This is a genomic window from Acinetobacter haemolyticus CIP 64.3 = MTCC 9819 (assembly GCF_000369065.1).
In the GTDB taxonomy this organism is placed as follows: domain Bacteria; phylum Pseudomonadota; class Gammaproteobacteria; order Pseudomonadales; family Moraxellaceae; genus Acinetobacter; species Acinetobacter haemolyticus.
This window is the reverse complement of sequence record NZ_KB849800.1, coordinates 555613-574253: the sequence shown is the minus strand read 5'-3', so window position 1 is coordinate 574253 and position 18641 is coordinate 555613. Positions and strand designations below refer to the sequence as shown.

At 38.6% G+C, this 18641-nt stretch carries 20 protein-coding genes; 12 read left to right on the top strand and 8 right to left on the bottom strand.

The genetic code is table 11. The features are described 5' to 3' along the window. Window positions 1-3: 3 nt before the first annotated feature. From cyoB to rplI, 7 genes are all read left to right on the top strand, one after another. Window positions 4-1986, top strand: coding sequence for a cytochrome o ubiquinol oxidase subunit I (cyoB, locus tag F927_RS05400; protein WP_004638544.1), 1983 nt, complete (start codon window positions 4-6; stop codon window positions 1984-1986). A gap of 4 nt (window positions 1987-1990) precedes the next feature. Next, window positions 1991-2611, top strand: coding sequence for a cytochrome o ubiquinol oxidase subunit III (cyoC, locus tag F927_RS05395; protein ID WP_004638543.1), 621 nt, complete (start codon window positions 1991-1993; stop codon window positions 2609-2611). Continuing rightward, window positions 2611-2940 carry a cytochrome o ubiquinol oxidase subunit IV gene (locus F927_RS05390; protein WP_004638542.1) on the top strand — a complete coding sequence of 110 codons (330 nt, stop codon included), beginning with the start codon at window positions 2611-2613 and terminating at the stop codon, window positions 2938-2940. The genes cyoC and F927_RS05390 overlap by 1 nt, the downstream gene beginning before the upstream one ends. Window positions 2941-2950: 10 nt before the next feature. Continuing rightward, window positions 2951-3829: a heme o synthase gene (gene cyoE / locus F927_RS05385; RefSeq protein WP_004638541.1), complete on the top strand. Its 879-nt coding sequence runs from the start codon at window positions 2951-2953 to the stop codon at window positions 3827-3829. A gap of 187 nt (window positions 3830-4016) precedes the next feature. Then, a complete protein-coding gene (rpsF, locus tag F927_RS05380) occupies window positions 4017-4400 on the top strand; it encodes a 30S ribosomal protein S6 (protein ID WP_004638540.1) in 384 nt (127 codons plus the stop codon). A gap of 11 nt (window positions 4401-4411) precedes the next feature. Then, on the top strand, window positions 4412-4639 hold the full coding sequence (gene rpsR, locus F927_RS05375) for a 30S ribosomal protein S18 (RefSeq protein WP_000090661.1): 228 nt from the start codon (window positions 4412-4414) through the stop codon (window positions 4637-4639). A 12-nt stretch (window positions 4640-4651) separates the two neighbouring features. Further along, complete coding sequence (gene rplI / locus F927_RS05370; protein WP_004638539.1) at window positions 4652-5098, top strand: 50S ribosomal protein L9; 447 nt, start codon at window positions 4652-4654, stop codon at window positions 5096-5098. Window positions 5099-5183: 85 nt separating this feature from the next. On the opposite strand, the gene F927_RS05365 is transcribed toward rplI, so the two are convergent. Next, window positions 5184-5738, bottom strand: a complete 555-nt coding sequence (locus tag F927_RS05365) for an NAD(P)H-dependent oxidoreductase (protein WP_004682496.1) — start codon at window positions 5736-5738, stop codon at window positions 5184-5186. Window positions 5739-5872: 134 nt separating this feature from the next. Between F927_RS05365 and F927_RS05360 the strand changes: the two genes are divergently transcribed. The 3 genes from F927_RS05360 to alr all read left to right on the top strand — a co-directional run bounded on the left by F927_RS05360 (window position 5873) and on the right by alr (window position 8908). Then, on the top strand, window positions 5873-6208 hold the full coding sequence (locus F927_RS05360) for a winged helix-turn-helix transcriptional regulator (protein ID WP_005082092.1): 336 nt from the start codon (window positions 5873-5875) through the stop codon (window positions 6206-6208). Window positions 6209-6327: 119 nt separating this feature from the next. Beyond that, window positions 6328-7773 carry a replicative DNA helicase gene (gene dnaB, locus F927_RS05355; RefSeq protein WP_004638536.1) on the top strand — a complete coding sequence of 482 codons (1446 nt, stop codon included), beginning with the start codon at window positions 6328-6330 and terminating at the stop codon, window positions 7771-7773. A 64-nt stretch (window positions 7774-7837) separates the two neighbouring features. Beyond that, the gene (alr, locus tag F927_RS05350) at window positions 7838-8908 is read left to right on the top strand and encodes an alanine racemase (RefSeq protein WP_005082089.1); all 1071 of its coding nucleotides are present in this window, start codon (window positions 7838-7840) and stop codon (window positions 8906-8908) included. A 37-nt stretch (window positions 8909-8945) separates the two neighbouring features. Here the strand turns inward: alr and F927_RS05345 are convergent, their stop codons facing one another. The 5 genes from F927_RS05345 to F927_RS05325 all read right to left on the bottom strand — a co-directional run bounded on the left by F927_RS05345 (window position 8946) and on the right by F927_RS05325 (window position 13170). Beyond that, on the bottom strand, window positions 8946-9371 hold the full coding sequence (locus F927_RS05345; protein ID WP_005082086.1) for a BLUF domain-containing protein: 426 nt from the start codon (window positions 9369-9371) through the stop codon (window positions 8946-8948). 46 nt (window positions 9372-9417) lie between these two features. Next, a complete protein-coding gene (locus F927_RS05340) occupies window positions 9418-10152 on the bottom strand; it encodes a proteasome-type protease (RefSeq protein WP_004638533.1) in 735 nt (244 codons plus the stop codon). A 16-nt stretch (window positions 10153-10168) separates the two neighbouring features. Then, window positions 10169-10948: a transglutaminase family protein gene (locus tag F927_RS05335; RefSeq protein ID WP_005082084.1), complete on the bottom strand. Its 780-nt coding sequence runs from the start codon at window positions 10946-10948 to the stop codon at window positions 10169-10171. Further along, complete coding sequence (locus tag F927_RS05330; protein WP_005082082.1) at window positions 10945-11547, bottom strand: alpha-E domain-containing protein; 603 nt, start codon at window positions 11545-11547, stop codon at window positions 10945-10947. The genes F927_RS05335 and F927_RS05330 overlap by 4 nt, the downstream gene beginning before the upstream one ends. Window positions 11548-11619: 72 nt before the next feature. Further along, window positions 11620-13170, bottom strand: coding sequence for a circularly permuted type 2 ATP-grasp protein (locus F927_RS05325; protein WP_005082080.1), 1551 nt, complete (start codon window positions 13168-13170; stop codon window positions 11620-11622). A 210-nt stretch (window positions 13171-13380) separates the two neighbouring features. On the opposite strand from F927_RS05325, the gene F927_RS17280 reads away from it, so the two are divergent. Beyond that, window positions 13381-14388 (top strand): helix-turn-helix transcriptional regulator, encoded by a 1008-nt coding sequence (locus tag F927_RS17280; protein WP_005082078.1) that lies wholly within the window; start codon window positions 13381-13383, stop codon window positions 14386-14388. Window positions 14389-14492: 104 nt separating this feature from the next. Then, on the top strand, window positions 14493-15470 hold the full coding sequence (locus F927_RS05315; protein WP_005082076.1) for a hypothetical protein: 978 nt from the start codon (window positions 14493-14495) through the stop codon (window positions 15468-15470). Window positions 15471-15846: 376 nt separating this feature from the next. On the opposite strand, the gene F927_RS05310 is transcribed toward F927_RS05315, so the two are convergent. Continuing rightward, window positions 15847-17166 carry an adenylosuccinate synthase gene (locus F927_RS05310; protein WP_005082071.1) on the bottom strand — a complete coding sequence of 440 codons (1320 nt, stop codon included), beginning with the start codon at window positions 17164-17166 and terminating at the stop codon, window positions 15847-15849. A 60-nt stretch (window positions 17167-17226) separates the two neighbouring features. Further along, the gene (locus F927_RS05305) at window positions 17227-18393 is read right to left on the bottom strand and encodes an ATP phosphoribosyltransferase regulatory subunit (RefSeq protein ID WP_005082069.1); all 1167 of its coding nucleotides are present in this window, start codon (window positions 18391-18393) and stop codon (window positions 17227-17229) included. Window positions 18394-18641 lie beyond the last annotated feature (248 nt).

The following is an 18641-nucleotide window of genomic DNA, read 5'->3' as shown; positions in this document are numbered from 1 at the left end:
GACATGTTTGGAAAGTTAGGACTTGATGCAATTCCGCACGATCCAATCGTGTTGGTTACTGTTGCAATGATGATTCTAGGTGGTATCGCTCTTGTTGGTGGTATTACTTATTTCAAAAAATGGGGCTACCTGTGGAACGAATGGTTCACATCAGTAGACCATAAAAAAATTGGTATCATGTATATCATCGTTTCTGTCATCATGCTTTTGCGTGGTTTCGCAGATGCGATCATGATGCGTTTGCAACTTTTCCTTGCGAAAGGTGGCGGCGAAGGCTATTTACACCCTGAACACTACGACCAGATTTTCACCGCACACGGTGTAATCATGATCTTCTTCGTAGCAATGGGTCTAGTCGTAGGTATGATGAACATCTCGGTGCCATTGCAAATTGGTGCGCGTGACGTTGCATTCCCATTATTGAACTCACTTAGCTTCTGGTTATTTGCCGGTGCTGCGGGTCTCATGATGGTTTCTCTCGCACTAGGTGAGTTCGCTGCAACAGGTTGGATGGCATATCCTCCTCTGTCAGGAATCGAATATTCTCCTGGTGTTGGTGTAGATTACTATATTTGGGCACTACAGGTTTCTGGTCTAGGTACGCTTTTAACAGGTGTTAACTTCTTCGTTACCATCATCAAAATGCGTGCGCCTGGCATGAAACTTATGGACATGCCAATCTTCACTTGGACTTCACTTTGTACGGCTGTCTTGATCATTGCATCGTTCCCTGTTTTAACAGGTACACTTGCGATGTTAACGTTAGACCGTTATTTCGGTTTCCATTTCTTCACAAATGAGCTTGGCGGTAGTCCAATGCTTTATGTGAACTTGATTTGGACATGGGGCCACCCTGAAGTATATATCTTGGTATTACCAGCATTTGGTCTATACTCAGAAATCGTTTCAACCTTCTCTCGCAAGACGTTGTTCGGTTACAAATCAATGGTGTATGCAACAATCGCAATTACTGTACTTGCATTCGTTGTATGGCTTCACCACTTCTTTACCATGGGTGCTGGTGCGAACGTAAATGCGTTCTTCGGTATCATGACCATGGTTATTGCGATTCCGACTGGTGTAAAAATCTTCTCTTGGTTGTTCACCATGTACAAAGGTCGCATTACCTATACGACTCCAATGTTATGGACGCTTGGCTTCCTTGTAACATTCGGTATCGGTGGTTTGACTGGTGTACTTATGGCTGTTCCACCTGCGGACTTCCTAGTACATAACTCACTCTTCTTGATTGCTCACTTCCATAACGTAATTATCGGTGGTGTGGTGTTTGGTATGTTTGCCGGCATCATTTTCTACTGGCCGAAAATGTTTGGTTGGAAGCTCAATGAAGCATGGGGTAAAGCTGCGTTCTGGTTCTGGTTCATTGGTTTCTATTTTGCATTCATGCCGCTTTATATCCTTGGTTTCATGGGTATGACTCGTCGTTTGAATACATATGACAACCCTGAATGGGATCCGTACTTAGCGATCGCGTTATTTGGTGCTGTTCTTATTGCAATCGGTATTGCATGTTTCTTAATGCAAATCATCGTTGGCTTCTTACAACGTAAGGACAATATGGACTACACAGGTGACCCATGGGATGGCCGTACGCTTGAATGGGCAACATCTTCTCCTGCTCCGTTCTATAACTTTGCGCATGTTCCTGCTGCTGATGGTATTGATCGCTTCTGGACTGACAAAGAAAATGGTGTTGCCTACGCTCGCAATACAAAGTATGAAGATATCCACATGCCGACAAATCGTGCTGCTGGTTTCGTCATTGCGATGTTCATTACCATTCTTGGTTTCGCGCTCATCTGGCATATTTGGTGGCTTGTAGCGGTTTCTTTCGTTGCTGCGATCATCAGCTTCATCGTAAGCTCATTCACTAAGAATGTTGACTACTATGTTCCAGCTGCTGAAGTTGAACGTATTGAAAATGAACGCTATGCGTTACTTGAAAAACACTTGAAGAAGGACTAAGGATATGGCTGAAGTACTTCATCACGATAACCACGGACACGACGGTCATCACGAACATGATGATACAGACTTAACGGTCTTTGGTTTCTGGACATATTTGATGAGTGACTTGATCCTTTTCGGATCACTCTTCATCGCATTTGCTGTATTAAGCAGTCATATTCCACCGGGTACACCTAGTGCTTACGACTTATTCCATGATTCTTTGGGATTCGTTTTAGCTGAAACCTTTGCACTCCTAATTTCCTCTGTGACATTTGGTTTTGCAGTACTTGCATCATACAAAAAGAATGTTAACCAAGTTCTTTTATGGTTAATCGTTACTTTTATTTTTGGTGCAACGTTCATTGGGATGGAAATCTATGAGTTCCATCACCTTGTTCATGAAGGTTATGGACCAACGAAGAGTGCGTTCTTATCTGCGTTCTTTACTTTGGTTGGTACGCACGGTATCCACGTAACTTCTGGTCTAGTGTGGATGGCTGTTTTGATGTATCAAATCAAACAGAACGGTTTGACACTACCGAATACACGTCGTCTTGCTTGCTTAAGCTTGTTCTGGCACTTCCTTGACATCGTTTGGATCTGTGTATTCAGCGTCGTTTACTTACTGGGAGTTCTCTAATGAGTAGTCATGACCATAATGCTGCAGGTGCATCGCACGGTAATGTAAAACAATACACAGTAGGCTTTATTCTTTCTGTCATTCTTACCATCATCCCTTTTGGGATGGTGATGGCAGGTGGTTTTAGTCGTGGCATTTTAGTTACTGTCATTGCAATTACTGCAGTTGCTCAGGTACTTGTACAGCTTGTGTACTTCCTACACATGAATACATCATCTGATCAGCGTTGGAATCTTATTGCATTTATCTACACGATTTTATGTATTGCCGTACTTTTAGTTGGCTCTGTGTGGATTATGAATTACCTACACTACAACATGATGATCTAAACTGATTGTCATGTGGAAAAAGTACTTATTCCTGACTAAGCCAGGAATTCTCTTCGGTAATTTTATTACCACCTTGGGCGGCTTCTTTTTAGCCGCCCAAGGCTCTATTGACTACCTCTTATTATTACTTACACTTATCGGAACAACGCTCGTCGTTGCATCAGGATGTGTTGTAAATAATGTAATTGACCAAGACATCGATCAAAAAATGCAACGTACTATGAATCGTGCGCTTGTCAAGAAAACCATTTCCCCTACTGTCGCAATGTGTTATGCCCTTGTGTTAGGTGTAATGGGGTTCAGCATCCTTTGGTTCTTTATCAACGCGTATGCTTTTTTATTTGCTGTAATTGGTTTTGTGGTTTATGTCGGTTTTTATAGTTTGTGGACAAAACGCACCACAATCCATCAAACCGTTATTGGTAGTATTTCTGGAGCGAGTCCACCTGTCATAGGTTATACGGCTGTGAGTCATCAATTTGATATGGCGGCTTTATTGCTCTTTGTTGCATACGCTTTATGGCAAATGCCACATTCATGGGCAATTGCCATCTATCGTTTTGATGATTACAAAAATGCAGGAGTTCCAATTTTACCAGTCGCTCGTTCAATCATACGAACCAAAATTGAATCACTGATCTATGTGGTTTTATTTACATTGGCGATGAACGCATTGTTTATTTATGGATACACCAATATTTTGTTTTTGGTGATCTGTAATGTACTTTGTGTTTACTGGCTTTATATTGGTATCTTAGGATTTAAAGCAGAAAATGATCAGCTTTGGGCAAAGCGCTTTTTCTTATTCTCTGTGATTTTAATTACAGTAATTAGTTTAAGTTTTAGCTTTACCTTTAAAACCCCTGCACCACTCTTTCCAATTTTTTAAAAAAGATAGAGAACCTCTCTATCTTTTTCTCATCGCAAACATCTTGCATTTCTTCGAAGTTTTCCTTGTTATTTGATTGAAAACCACCTAAAATTCACGCTTCGCAATTTGCGACATAACTTTTTAGTTATGACTCCTTGCTTCTAATTTATACATTAGGGGCTGTTTAAACCGTAAGGAGCTGACAATGCGTCACTACGAAATCGTACTTTTGGTACATCCAGACCAAAGCGATCAAGTTGTAGGTATGGTTGAACGCTATATCTCTCAGATCAAAGAAGCTGAAGGTCAAATTCACCGTTTAGAAGATTGGGGCCGCCGCCAATTGGCTTACCCGATTAACAAGATTCACAAAGCACACTACATTCTTATGAATGTTGAATGTGGTCAAACGACTCTTGATGAATTAGAAGAATTGTTCCGTTATAACGACGCAATTATTCGTAACATCATCATCCGTCGTGAACACGCAATTACTGAAGAATCTTTACTTGCTAAGAGTGCTGAAGAAAAACGTGCGCGTAAAGCTCAACGTGAAGAAGCACAACAAGCAGTACAAGAAGCTGAATAAGGAGAACATCAATGGCACGTTTTTACCGTCGTCGCAAGTTCTGCCGCTTTACAGCTGAGAATGTTGCGTACATCGACTACAAAGATATCGACACTTTAAAACAGTACATCACTGAAAACGGCAAGATTGTTCCTAGCCGTATTACAGGTACTAAAGCTCGTTATCAACGTCAATTAGCGTTAGCTATTAAACAAGCTCGCTATTTGTCTTTGATTCCGTACACTGACAACCATAAGTAAGTGAGGTGAGCTGTGGACGTTATCTTATTACAACGCATTAAGAACCTTGGTAAATTAGGCGACAAAGTATCAGTTAAAGCTGGTTACGGTCGTAACTTCTTGATCCCTCAAGGTAAAGCTGTAGCTGCAACTGAAGCAAACACTGCTGCTTTTGAAGCTCGTCGTGCTGAACTTGAAAAACAAGAAGCTGATATTTTAGCTGCTGCAAATGCACGTGCTGAACAATTGAACGAAGTAAATATCGTAATCACAGCTAAAGCTGGTGATGAAGGTAAATTGTTCGGTTCTATCGGTACTCGTGATATTGCTGACGCTTTAACGAACGCTGGTCTTGTTGTTGACCGTGCAGAAGTTCGTTTACCAAATGGTGCGCTTCGTCACACTGGTGAATTCAACATCGCAATCCAATTGCATCATGATGTTGTTGCTGAAGTTCTCGTTACTATCGTATCTGAGTAATTTCTGCAAAGAAAAAGAGCATGTTTTACATGCTCTTTTTTTATGTCTGCTGATTTGTAAATTATCCTATTTATTGAACATACAGCTAACCTATCTGCAATAAATATTTCACATAATCCACCGCACTCTGATTGATTTCATTCCTCGTAGGTTGAGTCTCTCCTTCTTCAGGATTTGTATCCATTCCATAAAAAACATACATTGGTTGATAATCGGCTTTTACATATCGCGCAGTTAATTCAAAAGGTAAACACAACTCTTTTAGAGAAAATTGATAGCGACCATCTGCTGCATAATCTTTTTCTTTAATGCCAGCAGAAACTGCTAGCGTTATTTTCTTATCTTTTAACTGATTTCCTGCTGAACCATAGGCCCAACCATAAGTCAGTACATCATCAAGCCACTGTTTCAATAATGGCGGACAGTTAAACCAATAAATCGGAAACTGAAGAACCAAATTTTGGTGTGATTCAACCAATGCTTGTTCTTTTGCCACATCAATATGCCCATCAGGATACTGTTGATAAAGTTGATGCACAGTAAATTCATCTGAATATTGACTTAACTCCTCAATCCATCGTTTATTTATGACAGAGTTTTCAATATCTGGATGAGCAACAATCACGAGTGTTTTCTTCATTTCAAACCATCACAACAGACATTTAAGTCTTTCACTAACAAGTATGAAATTAATTATAAAAGCATGCTACAAATTATATAAGTACGGTCATTATGGTTATATACTAAACCAAAAGTTAGTGTCAGAAGATAACAATGGAAACCTGCGCACCACCACATATTGACTTAGGACAAACTGATTTTGGATATACGCTTTCCTTAATCAATGGTAAGTACAAAATGATTATTATATATTGGCTTTATCAACATAAATCTATTATGCGATTCAATGAGTTAAAACGCTCAATTCGTAATATTTCATTCAAAACCTTAAGTCTAACCTTGAAAGAAATGGAAAAAGATCAACTGATTATTCGTAAGGAATATCCACAAATCCCCCCTAAAGTTGAATATTGCTTATCAGAACGAGGACTATCCTTGATTCCTCTATTAGATATGATGTGCCAATGGGGGGCAGCCAATCGGCTCTGAACTCACCCACACTTTTTCACCACTTACACAATTTTCAATGAATTAAATTGTCGCGTTGACCTCCATTTGGATTAAGATAGTCACTCGGTTATGTTTCATCTTTTTTATTAGGTCTTGTTATGTCACAGGCGAATGCCAATTTTACAAAAAATTCTCCAAACACAGAGAGTAAAGTGAGTGACTCAGGTCAGCTAAAGGAGTTTCGTACCCCTCCCCACAATCTTGCGATTGAACAAGCAGTTCTTGCTGCGCTGATGACAGTTGCTGAGTCTTTTGAACAAGTAAGTGATCTACTCAAAGAAAATGATTTTTATGCGACACGTCATAAATATATTTATCGCGCCATCGAAAAACTGGCACAGGAAAACTCACCGTATGATGCCGTTTTGGTCAATGACTGGTTACTCAAACAAAACCTGTTAGATGCAATTGGTGGTGAAGAATACTTGATGCAATTGATGGCTGACTCACCTTCAAGCTTCTATAATCTTGAAACTTATGCCAATAAAATCAAAGAGTTCTCAACACTACGTACCATGATCAAAGTCAGCAGTGATATTTTACAAAATGCGTATGACACCAAAGGTCGACCTGTCAGTGAAATTCTAGATTTAGCAGAAACTCAAATTTTCTCTTTAGCAGAACAACACAATAATAATAAGAAAGATTCGGGCCCCAAATCGATTAGTTCAGTTACCGCGGATGTCATCACTAAATTAGATGAATTATCAAAACTTGATGGAAACATTACAGGTTTAACTACAGGGTTTGTGGAACTTGATAATAAAACCTCAGGGATGCAAGCCGGTGACTTGATTATTGTTGCGGCTCGTCCATCTATGGGAAAAACCACTTTTGCCATGAATTTGGTTGAAAGTGTATTGCAATACAACAGATTACCAGCGTTAGTGTTTTCTATGGAAATGCCAGCAGACTCTATCGCCATGCGTTTGATTTCTGCAATGGGTAAAGTTCATCAGGGACATTTGCGCTCAGGTAATCTTGATGCCGATGAGTGGACCAAGGTTACAGGTACGATTTTGCAGCTGCAAGAGATGCACCTATATATTGATGATTCTTCTGCTCTACCTCCAACAGAACTTCGTGCCCGTGCACGACGAATTGCCAAAATGCATGATGGCAAAATCGGTTGTATTATGGTCGATTACTTACAATTGATGAAAGTCCCTGGTATGGGTGATAACCGTGTTGGCGAGATTTCAGAAATCTCTCGTAGCTTAAAAGCCTTAGCCAAAGAAATGAACTGTCCAGTGATTGCACTTTCACAGCTTAACCGTAGTTTGGAGAACCGACCAAACAAACGTCCTGTAATGTCTGACTTACGTGAATCCGGTGCTATCGAACAGGATGCTGACTTAATCATGTTCATTTATCGTGATGAAGTCTATAACAAAGAATCAAAAGAAGCAGGTACAGCCGAAATCATTATTGGTAAACAGCGTAATGGTCCGATCGGTAGTGTTCGCCTTGCCTTTGAAGGTCAATACACTCGTTTTAGTAATCTCTCACCTGAGTTCTACGCTCAATATGATGATGAAGAATAATTCCTATATTATTGATTAAAATTGCTTTTTATATTATCCGAGTCGTCCCAAAGGAGAAATCAGGGTGCGCCAAGCAACAGTTTATATTGATAGTACAGCACTGCAATATAATTTAAACCGTGTTAAACAACTTGCACCAAATTCAAAAATTGTCAGTATGGTCAAAGCCAATGCCTACGGACATGGAATTAAAGACTGTTTAACAGCCTTAGCGGCCACGGATGCTTTTGGTGTCGCCTGTTTAGAAGAAGCCCTAGAAATCAGGCGGCTTGGATATTTACAGCCAATCACCCTAATTGAAGGTGTATTTTCAGCAGATGAGATGATTCATGTTATTGAACAGAAACTAGAATGTGTCGTTCATCATGCTCAACAACTTGAATGGCTGCTTGCTCATAAAGATCAATATCAAGCTTTGGATTTAAAAGTTTGGGTAAAACTTAATAGTGGGATGAATCGTTTAGGTTTCAAAGTTTCTGAAATCATTACTGTGATCCAACGTTTAAAAGCAGAAGGTTTTAACTGCGTTTTAACAATGCATTTTGCCAATGCTGATACGGATCATCCACTAAATGAACAACAAAAAATGCAGTTTTTACAAGTGAAACAAGCATGTGAACCTATTCTTGCTTCATGTTGTAATTCTGCTGCCATTTATAGATATCCAGAATTGCATTTCGATTTTGTACGGCCAGGAATCATGCTCTACGGCGCATCACCGTTTGCAGACAAGAATGTTGAAGCCCTTGATCTAAAGCCAGTTATGACCTTCAGCGCAGAAATCATTGCCCTAAATCAAATTCAGCAAGGTGAATATGTTGGTTATGGTTCAACCTATGTCGCTACACAAGATATGACGATCGCTATCGTTTCGATCGGCTATGGAGATGGCTATCCTCGTGCATATATAAAACCTAACTTTGTGGCAATTTATGATCAACTTATACCCGTCATAGGACGTGTAAGCATGGATATGATTGCGATTGATATCAGTAATTTAAATGCAGAAATCGGAACTAAAGTCGAGCTTTGGGGTAATACTCGACTGGTCGATGACGTTGCAGAGGCAAATGGAACCATTGGCTATGAACTACTCTGTAGGCTGAGCCAACGACCTCAACGCAGACTTAACTAAAAAGATAATGCTAAGTTCAAAACTGTTTTGAACTTAGTTAACTTACTTGATCCATTTCAATTTCAGCCAACAAGGGAATAAATGCACAAATTGAATCCTTATTTAAAAGATAAGGATTAAAACTTTCCTGTCCAAGTTGTTGAAAGAAAATCGAAATAGCGCTATTTTTCCGTACAAACTTCATAGACCAATCTTGGAATAGCCCCTGCTCCACATTTCGTGCAGGAAATGCATAAACTTGTTCATGCCGCCTATCTTTTTTAATTTTTTCAAATAATTGCATAATGGTGGTTTGATCCCCTTCCAAGCATTGGAAAAAATAACCATCCGCGAAATAAAGCACACCGTAAATATGATTTAAATAATTAAAATGATGTGCTTCATTTAAAATATCTCTCAAATCAGACAATAGGCTCTGTGGATCTGATAAAGCTTTACTGGCATAACAAAATTGAAAAAGCATTCTTATAACTCTTATAGGTTCAACTTGATTATGCCCAAGTTTTTGATTAAACCCAATAATCTTCAGTCGGTTTCGGTAATTCTTGTAACCCGCGCCTTAACGTTTCAGACCATTGTTTACTTATTTGGGTAAAATAAGGATCTTCTTCCCCGATTCTCTTTCCTTTAGGAATAATAAAACTATCTTTATAATAAACCAAAGCGTCTAAAGGTAAGCCAACAGAAACATTGGAGCGTAAAGTTGAATCAAAAGAAATTAATGTACAACGTAAAGCATCATCCAAAGGCATATCATAATGTAAAGCACGATCAAGAATGGGCTTACCGTACTTACTTTCACCAATTTGAAAATAAGGAGTATCTGTAGTGGCCGAAATAAAGTTTCCTTGAGGATAAACATTATATAATTGCATTTCCTCCCCTTTAATTTGACCAGCCACCAAAATACTTCCAGAATAATTCATCTGTTCTTGAGTATTCGAAGTAATATCTTCCAATACAGTTTTTAATGTTTTGCCAACCAGTTCCGCCACTTCAAACATATTATTTGCACTGTACAAGTTTGGCTCGTGATTAAAATTCAGCGCGTTTTGCAAATGACTAATCACAGCTTGCGTTGTTGCCAAATTCCCTGCTGTTTGAATTGCGATAAAACGTTCACCAACCACACCAAAAGTATGCAATTTACGAAATACAGAAATATGATCGACCCCTGCATTGGTGCGCGTATCACTAATCAACACCAAACCCTGTTCTAATCTCAATGCACAACAATAGGTCATCTTTTTCTCTTTACACTTAACACGCCAAAACCTGAACACTAGACATCATGCTTTCAACTCCTCCTTGCTCACGCACACCACGAACAGGTGCGACATCGAGATAATCACGTCCGATTGCAACATAAATATGATTTTGTGGAGCAAATATCTGATTACTAATATCGAAACAATACCACTGATTCTCTACAAATGCTTCCGCCCATGCGTGACTGGCAAGGTGCGGTTGGTTTTGATCATACAAATAACCAGAAACATATCGTGCAGGTATCTGCAAAGCACGGCACATAGCGACAAAGACATGTGCATGATCTTGACATACTCCTTGTCCCGCATAAAATGCATCTATGGCGGACGTTGTCACTGACGTACTTTGCGGTTGATAAGGCATACGTTCTAGGATTGCTTCTGACAAATCAATCAAATGCTGACGATTTAAACGTAGAACAATAGATTTCGCAAAGTCTAGCATCATTGAATCATAACAAGACATCGTCGTGCGCTGTAAAAACAACATCGGAGAATTATGACTTTCAAAATGGCCTAACTCAGTCTCATGTAAATCAATAACTCCCTGCGCCATAATCGTTAAATAGCGATAATCATGCCTTTGTGTTGCTGTCATCCAAAGATTATTAAATGCATCTCTTTTACAGTTTGACTCTCCTGGCACACTAATATGCCAAGTTTCAACGGTTTGATGTTGAGAACTTTGAGGCATCATTTTTATCGACTGCACGCTATTACGTGCAGTCTGCGTATAACGATAATGTGTTTGATGATTCACCATAAGTTTCATGCATACACCTCAAATTGATTCTCCAACCGATAAGTAAATGCATAAAACTGGTTAATATAAGGTTCAGATTTAAAAATCTCCCAACTAGGTTGTAATTCATCCCAGCCTAAATCAAACAACTGATGAATCGTTAATTCTGTTACATCCATAACCTTATGAATATTTTGATAAAACCTAAAATAAGTATCTATCTGCTCTATACATTGACCTATTCTAAAAAATAAAGAAATATCCTCTTGCTCTGCTGTTAAAAGCTCACAACATCTATTCACTATGCGTTGAATATCTAAAGCATTTGCTTCCACATTTTTGATCAAGAAATTCAGCTCAGCGTAAGCCTGTGCGCTCAATAATCCTCTTAGTTCATGAATATTGTCACGAGCAATCTCTAACTGATTTAACAGCGAAAATGGCTGTTGTTTGTCTAACATAAATTGATTTAAGTTATCGGCACTATCTATCTGCAAACAAAGAGCGTATGCAAAATCCGCAGCCTGCCGGTCATCCGTAAAGGGTAACTGATTAGTAACATATTGTATTCTATATAAATAACGACCTAACCAATATACATGTTGTGCACTAGAGCGAAGTAAAATCATCCAATTTCTCCTTAAATTCATTTCTAAAATCACAATAGTTTTATAAAAATCCCTCACGATTTAAGAATGATTTTAAGAACGTAATGTTTCTACAACCCAAGTATCTTTGATCCCTCCGCCTTGAGATGAATTGACAACTAAAGATCCAGCTTGCATCGCAACACGAGTCAAACCACCAGGAACAATCTCTGTACGATATGGTGAACTTAATATAAATGGACGCAAATCGATATGTCTTTCAGCCACACCTTGATCTGTAAGTGTTGGTGCAACTGATAATGCCAAAGTGGGTTGTGCTATATACAAATGTGGGTTTGCCATGAGCTTTTGTCTAAAGCATTCGATTTGATGTTGATCTGATTGCGGGCCTATTAACATCCCATAGCCACCAGAGCCTTGAGCCTCTTTAACAACTAACTTTTCTAAATTACTTAATACATAATCTAATTGATCAACATCTCTACATTGATAGGTTGGCACATTATTTAAAATCGGTGCTTCACCCAAATAGAATTGAATCATCTGATCCACATAAGGATAAATTGACTTGTCATCAGCCACACCAGTTCCTGGCGCATTTGCAATTACAACATTGTTTTGAAGATAAGCAGACATTAGTCCTGCAACACCCAATGTACTATCAGGTCTAAAGATTAAAGGATCTAAGAAATCATCATCTAAACGACGGTAAATCACATCCACTTGCTGACGACCACGAATCGTTTTGACAAAAACTTTATCATCATCTACAAAAAGATCACGACTCGTAACAAGGGGAACATCCATTTCTCTAGCTAAAAATGCATGTTCATAGTAAGCACTATTAAACCGACCTGGTGTCAGCACTACAATCAATGGATTATCGACATACGCATTCTCCTCAAGAATCGCTCGAAGTAAAGTTGGATACTGTTCAATGCTTTGTAAATTATTACTCGTACATAAATCAGGCATTAACTTTTGACTAATCTTTCGACTCTCAAGCATATAAGAAACACCAGAAGGTGTTCTTAAATTATCCTCCAGTACATAAAATTCACCATTGCCATCTCGAATAATATCAATACCACTAATCTGCGAATAAATTTTCCCTTTTAAATGATGCTTTAGCATATGAGGCTGAAATGCTTCATGTGTCATGACTTGATGCTCTGGAATTAAGCCCTCTTTGAGAATGTGTTGCCCATGATAAATATCATCTAAAAAATAATTGAGTGCTTTTACTCGTTGTGTACAACCGGCAGCTATTTTTTCCCATTGCTTTTTTTCTATCACTCGAGGGATCAGATCAAAAGGGATCGTTCGCTCTAATCCCTCTTCTTCGCCATACACATTAAATGTAATGCCCTGATACAAGAAATGCTGTTTTGCTTGTGACTCTAAATGATTCAATTCATCCAAACTACGCAGACTCAACCATTGTTCAATCTTCTTAGATGCCTCACCATTAAAGCTATGATCATCTAACATTTCATTAAAGAATTGGGATTTTAGTTGTTCAAATAGATTTACCTTTGCTTGAAGCTGCTGGATAAATGTAGACGACTGCAATGAAACCGCCGCTGTTTGATCTGCGGTGTAATATTCTGAAGTGATATTTAGGTTGTGTTCTTGTTCTGACATAGAAACCTCGTCTCATCATTTATACATAAATCAAATAAGCAATTTCAGTGCCACTAATAACTCGTTTATTTTTTAATCAGACTTAAGATATTCGAGCAAATCCCAATGCTTTTCAGTCGTAAAAGCGTAATCTAAATGTGATGGACTTGATAAATAGAGATAGATTTTTTATTGTGTCTGCTTTAGACCACTTAATTACGTATTACGCTTATGTCTTCCACACAAGAAAAAGAAACATCGAACAGCTTATATCGCCAATGGCAAATCCTATCACGCCTATCAACTGGAAAATGGATGGGTACACGTGAATTACAAGAAATATTAGAACGTGAAGGTATTGAGATCAGTCTACGTACCATTCAACGTGATTTAAATCAAATCGCGCAACGCTTTCCGATTGAAAGTAATAAAACCGTACCCCAAGGCTGGCGTTGGCGCTCAGATGCACCGATTCAAAGTTTGCCTCATATGACTAGCTCCCAAGCAGTCACTTTTATGATGGTTGAAGAACACCTAAGACATTTACTTCCACCAAGCTTGCTAGAAGAAATGACACCTTGGTTTGACCTCGCTAAACGAAGTCTTTCAACTCAGAATAATGTAAGACAGTGGATTAACCGTGTTCGGATTGTACCTGCTAACCAACCTCTCATCCCTCCTGTTGTCGATAAACAAGCTCAACAAGCCATTTATGAAGGCTTATTACAAGACAAACAAATTGAATGTGTTTATCGTGCTAGAACCAATCAAGGTGAAGATAAAACCTATATCCTCAATCCGCTTGCTTTGGTTCAAAAAGGTGCTGTAATTTATTTAATTTGTACTCGAAATGACAAAACTGAAGTACAAACCTTTGCCTTGCACCGTTTTAAAGCAGCCACGGTACTTGATAATCGTGCTTTACACCCCGTTAATTTCGATATCGATGGTTATATTGACTCTGGTGCACTTGGTTTTAGAGTTGATTATAGTAAGCCAACAGAACAAATTTTGTTGAAGCTTACCATGACTGAAAATACGGCCCAAAGCTTCTATGAAAGTCAATTAAGTAAAGACCAGACGATTATCTCTATCGAAGAGAATATTGTTGAGGTATCTGCGACAGTTCCCTTCACCTCACAATTGGTATGGTGGCTCAGAAGTTTTGGCAAGAAACTGCTCAATATCGAACCTGCTGCTGTATATAATGCGGTGAAGGAAATTAATGAAGAATCATAAATAGTTGCTCATCTAGACATAACATTCTATATAATACTGTTGGGAAAATTATCAATAATCAAACACAGATAATTTATTAAAATATTTCAATTGGAAGAATTCAAATGCATAACCCCAATAAATGTATAACTTTTCTGGGTCTCCTCACTACGATTTCATTGTTATCTGCCTGTGGTGGCAGCTCTACAAGTTCGGATAGTAGTTACACCTCATCTAAAGTAATGAGTGAAGTTAAAACTGATTTAAAGTTCTTAAATACATCTCTACCTTCTGCTCAATCAACAAATGTAGATACTCCTGTCTATCGCTATACTCAAATCTTTAACAAAGAAAATGATCAATTCAAAACAAGCTATCGATTAGAGTTTGATTTTGACATGGATGCAAATACGTTTTATCGCTTAGAAGCGGATTATGATACGTTAATTAATGCCACGCCAAACTCAGTCAAATTAAAGGAATTTGAAAAAAGTGGTCAGAGCATATCTTTAAAAAAAGAATTTCAATGCTCACAAAATAACAATCCGTGCGCTAACATTATAAATTCAATCAATATGAAAACAGGCCAAGCTAAGCTTGATTTTAATAATCAATTGTTAACTAAATCATCTTGGGCAGATGGTCAGATCAATACCATTACGCTTGCAGGCTCTGTTGAAGGGTTTCTAGCTGAAGCACCTAGTAAAGTTCAATTACCAACGAGTCAACCTCATGAGCTCCATTGGACACTTACGCCATCAAGTGTATCAGAGTCAACCTCCTCTTCTTTACCAACTCAATATGAACAGCTTATTTTCACTAATCACAATAATGTTTCTATTTATACAAGTTATAATAAAGGCCCTCTGGAAAACCTTGTGATAGGATCAACATCAATTTACATTCTCAATAATAAAGTAAATAGTGTTTATATTAACTTTCCTAACACCCCTATTTACTATTATGCTGCTTGCGGTATAGCAACTTTATCTTGCGAAGGCACTACTTATAACCCTGTGAACTATCAAGTCACTTTTAGGAATACTAAAATAGTTCACACTCTACTTGGTATAGGTTACCTTAACGGATCAACTGGTTTATAAATAAAAAAGAGAACCATCTGGCTCTCTTAGATTTATTATAAATTTTCGATCAAATTTTAATAGGTTGTTTTTATTTTATTTAAAATAATCAAACCAATTCTTTCCCCCACGTGATCAGAATTGGTTTGTGCCATTTCCATTACTGAAACATGAATTAACATCGGCATGCTAGCTCATATCCATTGTAGCGAATCGTTTTTTTCGTCATGATTAAACCCTCTTTGTTTGAACGTAAAACAAATATAACGAGAATTTTTCAGTCTGTGAAATAACAAAGATCGCAATAAAAATCTAATTATCAGCTAGAGATTTTAAATATATAAATCTATAAAAATAAAAAGCCCCCATATGGGAGCTTTTCAATCATCACATCAGCTTATGCTGAAAATGGATGACGTAATACAATTGTTTCTGCACGATCAGGACCAGTTGAAATAATATCAATTGGACATTCAATCAACTGCTCAAGACGTTTAACATATGCCAAAGCATTCGCAGGAAGTTGATCAACTTGAGTTAAACCTACTGTTGACTCGCTCCAACCAGGCATTGTTTCATAGATCGGCTTTAAGCTTTCAAATGAAATCGCGTCAGAAGAACCTGCACAGCCTGAATCTACATCTTCATAACCTACACAGATTTTGATTTCTTCTAAACCATCTAATACATCGAGCTTAGTTAAGCAAATACCCGATAAAGAGTTCACTTCAACTGAACGACGTAAGATTTCAGCATCAAACCAACCACAACGACGTTGACGACCAGTAGAAGCACCAAATTCATGACCTACTGTGCCTAAATGACGACCAATCGCATCACCTGTATCCGTCGAAGCATCATAATGCAATTCTGTTGGGAATGGGCCTGCGCCTACGCGTGTCGTATATGCTTTGGTAATACCGAGTACATAGTCTAAATGTAATGGTCCCATACCAGAACCAGAGCTTACGCCACCAGCAGTTGTATTTGAACTTGTTACGTAAGGATAAGTACCGTGATCGATGTCAAGTAATGAACCTTGTGCGCCTTCGAACATGATTGCCTTACCTTCTTTACGGTAATCATGTAACACTTTAGTTACATCAATCACGAGTGGTGCAAGCACTTCACGCCATTCATTACAAAGCGCAAGAACGTCTTCAAACTTCACTTCTTCAACGCCATAGAATTGAGAAAGTTGGAAGTTATGAAGCTCAAGCATTTCCTGAAGTTTTTCTTCAAGCAATGCACCACCACGAATCAAATCAGCTACGCGGACCGCACGACGAGCAACTTTATCTTCATAAGCTGGACCAATACCACGACCTGTTGTACCAATTTTGGCATTACCACGTTTTTTTTCACGTGCTTGGTCAAGCGCAATATGGTTTGGCAAAATCAATGGACAGTTTGGAGAAATACGCAAACGTTCTTTAACAGGTACGCCTTCCTCTTCCAAAATCGCCATTTCTTTGATTAATGCTTCAGGAGAAAGCACTACACCATTGCCAATTAAGCACAATACGTTTTCACGTAAAATACCTGATGGAATGAGGTGTAAGACAGTCTTCTTACCACCGACCACAAGAGTATGACCTGCGTTGTGTCCACCTTGATAGCGAACTACCGCAGCCGCTTGATCTGTGAGCAGGTCGACGATTTTACCTTTTCCTTCGTCGCCCCATTGGGTACCAAGTACCACAACATTTTTGCCCATAATAGCCTCATTACATCATGCTGTTAAAATTGGAAACTAAGTTTTCAAACAACTTAGCGATTAAATTTTTTCAATAACCCACTGTCCATTTTGAGACACCATTTGATGGGTCGCATATGGGACAGAGCTTAAATCATCATTACCTAACAATTGCACCACACGTAAACCTTGACTACGAGCAGCTACAATTGCATTCAATAAATCTTGATCATTACCTTTTGGAGCAACAACAGTCTCAATATCTACAAACTGTGTTGCACCTAAAGCATATAAATCACAACTAAATCCTGTCGCTGGACGCGCGCGTCCAAAATGTTCACCGATACCATCATATCGACCACCTTGTGCAAGTGGTGCCGCACGGTTTGGTGCATAAATGGCATACATCAGACCAGTATGATAGTGGTAGCTACGTAATTCGATGACATCAATGCCAATGTTTAAATTCGGCCAGCGTGATTGAATTTGTGCGAATGTTGATTTCAATGCATCAAAAGCATTTTTAAAATCTTCATCCTTTAGAATATCTTGGCTTAAGTGACTTTCTAACGCATCTAGATCACTTGCATAACGACCTAATGCATAAAAATCAGCGCCCATAGCTAAATCTTTAGTAAATTCTTCAAGCTCAGGTAATGCTTTACGCTGATATAAATCAGAGAGTTCACTTTCAGTATTTTTATTTAATCCAGCACGTTTTACTAAACTACGGAATAAACCAACGTGTCCCAAATCTAGATGAACACCCTCTAAACGACCCGTATGTTTAAGTAGGGCCAACATCACATCAATCATTTCAACATCAGCTTCAATGCTGTCATGACCATATAACTCAGCACCCAACTGTAAGGGCGCACGAGTTGAATTAAAGTTCTGAGGTTTAGTATGTAATACTGTGCCCGCATAACAATAACGAGCTACACCTTCAATTGGTCGAACATGAGCATCAATACGTGCAACTTGTGGTGTCATATCCGCACGAACACCAAGCAAACGACCAGATAGTTGATCAATCACTTTGAAAGTAACTAAATCTAAATCTTGATTGGATTCTGAAAGTGAAGACAACGATTCGATGTATTCAATAAATGGCGTATAAACCAACTGATAACCTCGAACGGCGAGGAAATCTAAAGCTTCTCGGCGCAATGTTTCAACGACTTGCGCTTGTTCGGGCAATACATCTGCTACCCCGTCAGGGAGCAACCATGTCTGTGAAATGGTCATGTTCCAAACCTAAAATCTGTTCAACGTGGAGGCATCCACATAAAAAGCAACCACATAAAAAAATCGGGTGAATGCCCGATTCAGCGTAGTGTAGCATGAAGATTTACATGATGCACCTGAGAATTTGCATAAAAACTGCTTATTCCACCCAATAAAAAACAAACAGTTTTTATTTAATTAATCATTACTTTCAATAAATTACCATTATTGATTAGGTTCAAAAACCCAAGTTCGCTGTCCAAAGAACT

Coding starts and splice junctions, on each gene's coding strand:
- cyoB (WP_004638544.1), top strand. CDS start 4: ATGTTTGGAAAGTTAGGACTTGATGCAATTCCGCACGATCCAATCGTG.
- cyoC (WP_004638543.1), top strand. CDS start 1,991: ATGGCTGAAGTACTTCATCACGATAACCACGGACACGACGGTCATCAC.
- F927_RS05390 (WP_004638542.1), top strand. CDS start 2,611: ATGAGTAGTCATGACCATAATGCTGCAGGTGCATCGCACGGTAATGTA.
- cyoE (WP_004638541.1), top strand. CDS start 2,951: ATGTGGAAAAAGTACTTATTCCTGACTAAGCCAGGAATTCTCTTCGGT.
- rpsF (WP_004638540.1), top strand. CDS start 4,017: ATGCGTCACTACGAAATCGTACTTTTGGTACATCCAGACCAAAGCGAT.
- rpsR (WP_000090661.1), top strand. CDS start 4,412: ATGGCACGTTTTTACCGTCGTCGCAAGTTCTGCCGCTTTACAGCTGAG.
- F927_RS05365 (WP_004682496.1), bottom strand. CDS start 5,738: ATGAAGAAAACACTCGTGATTGTTGCTCATCCAGATATTGAAAACTCT.
- F927_RS05360 (WP_005082092.1), top strand. CDS start 5,873: ATGGAAACCTGCGCACCACCACATATTGACTTAGGACAAACTGATTTT.
- dnaB (WP_004638536.1), top strand. CDS start 6,328: ATGTCACAGGCGAATGCCAATTTTACAAAAAATTCTCCAAACACAGAG.
- F927_RS05345 (WP_005082086.1), bottom strand. CDS start 9,371: ATGCTTTTTCAATTTTGTTATGCCAGTAAAGCTTTATCAGATCCACAG.
- F927_RS05340 (WP_004638533.1), bottom strand. CDS start 10,152: ATGACCTATTGTTGTGCATTGAGATTAGAACAGGGTTTGGTGTTGATT.
- F927_RS05335 (WP_005082084.1), bottom strand. CDS start 10,948: ATGAAACTTATGGTGAATCATCAAACACATTATCGTTATACGCAGACT.
- F927_RS05330 (WP_005082082.1), bottom strand. CDS start 11,547: ATGATTTTACTTCGCTCTAGTGCACAACATGTATATTGGTTAGGTCGT.
- F927_RS05325 (WP_005082080.1), bottom strand. CDS start 13,170: ATGTCAGAACAAGAACACAACCTAAATATCACTTCAGAATATTACACC.
- F927_RS17280 (WP_005082078.1), top strand. CDS start 13,381: ATGTCTTCCACACAAGAAAAAGAAACATCGAACAGCTTATATCGCCAA.
- F927_RS05315 (WP_005082076.1), top strand. CDS start 14,493: ATGCATAACCCCAATAAATGTATAACTTTTCTGGGTCTCCTCACTACG.
- F927_RS05310 (WP_005082071.1), bottom strand. CDS start 17,166: ATGGGCAAAAATGTTGTGGTACTTGGTACCCAATGGGGCGACGAAGGA.
- F927_RS05305 (WP_005082069.1), bottom strand. CDS start 18,393: ATGACCATTTCACAGACATGGTTGCTCCCTGACGGGGTAGCAGATGTA.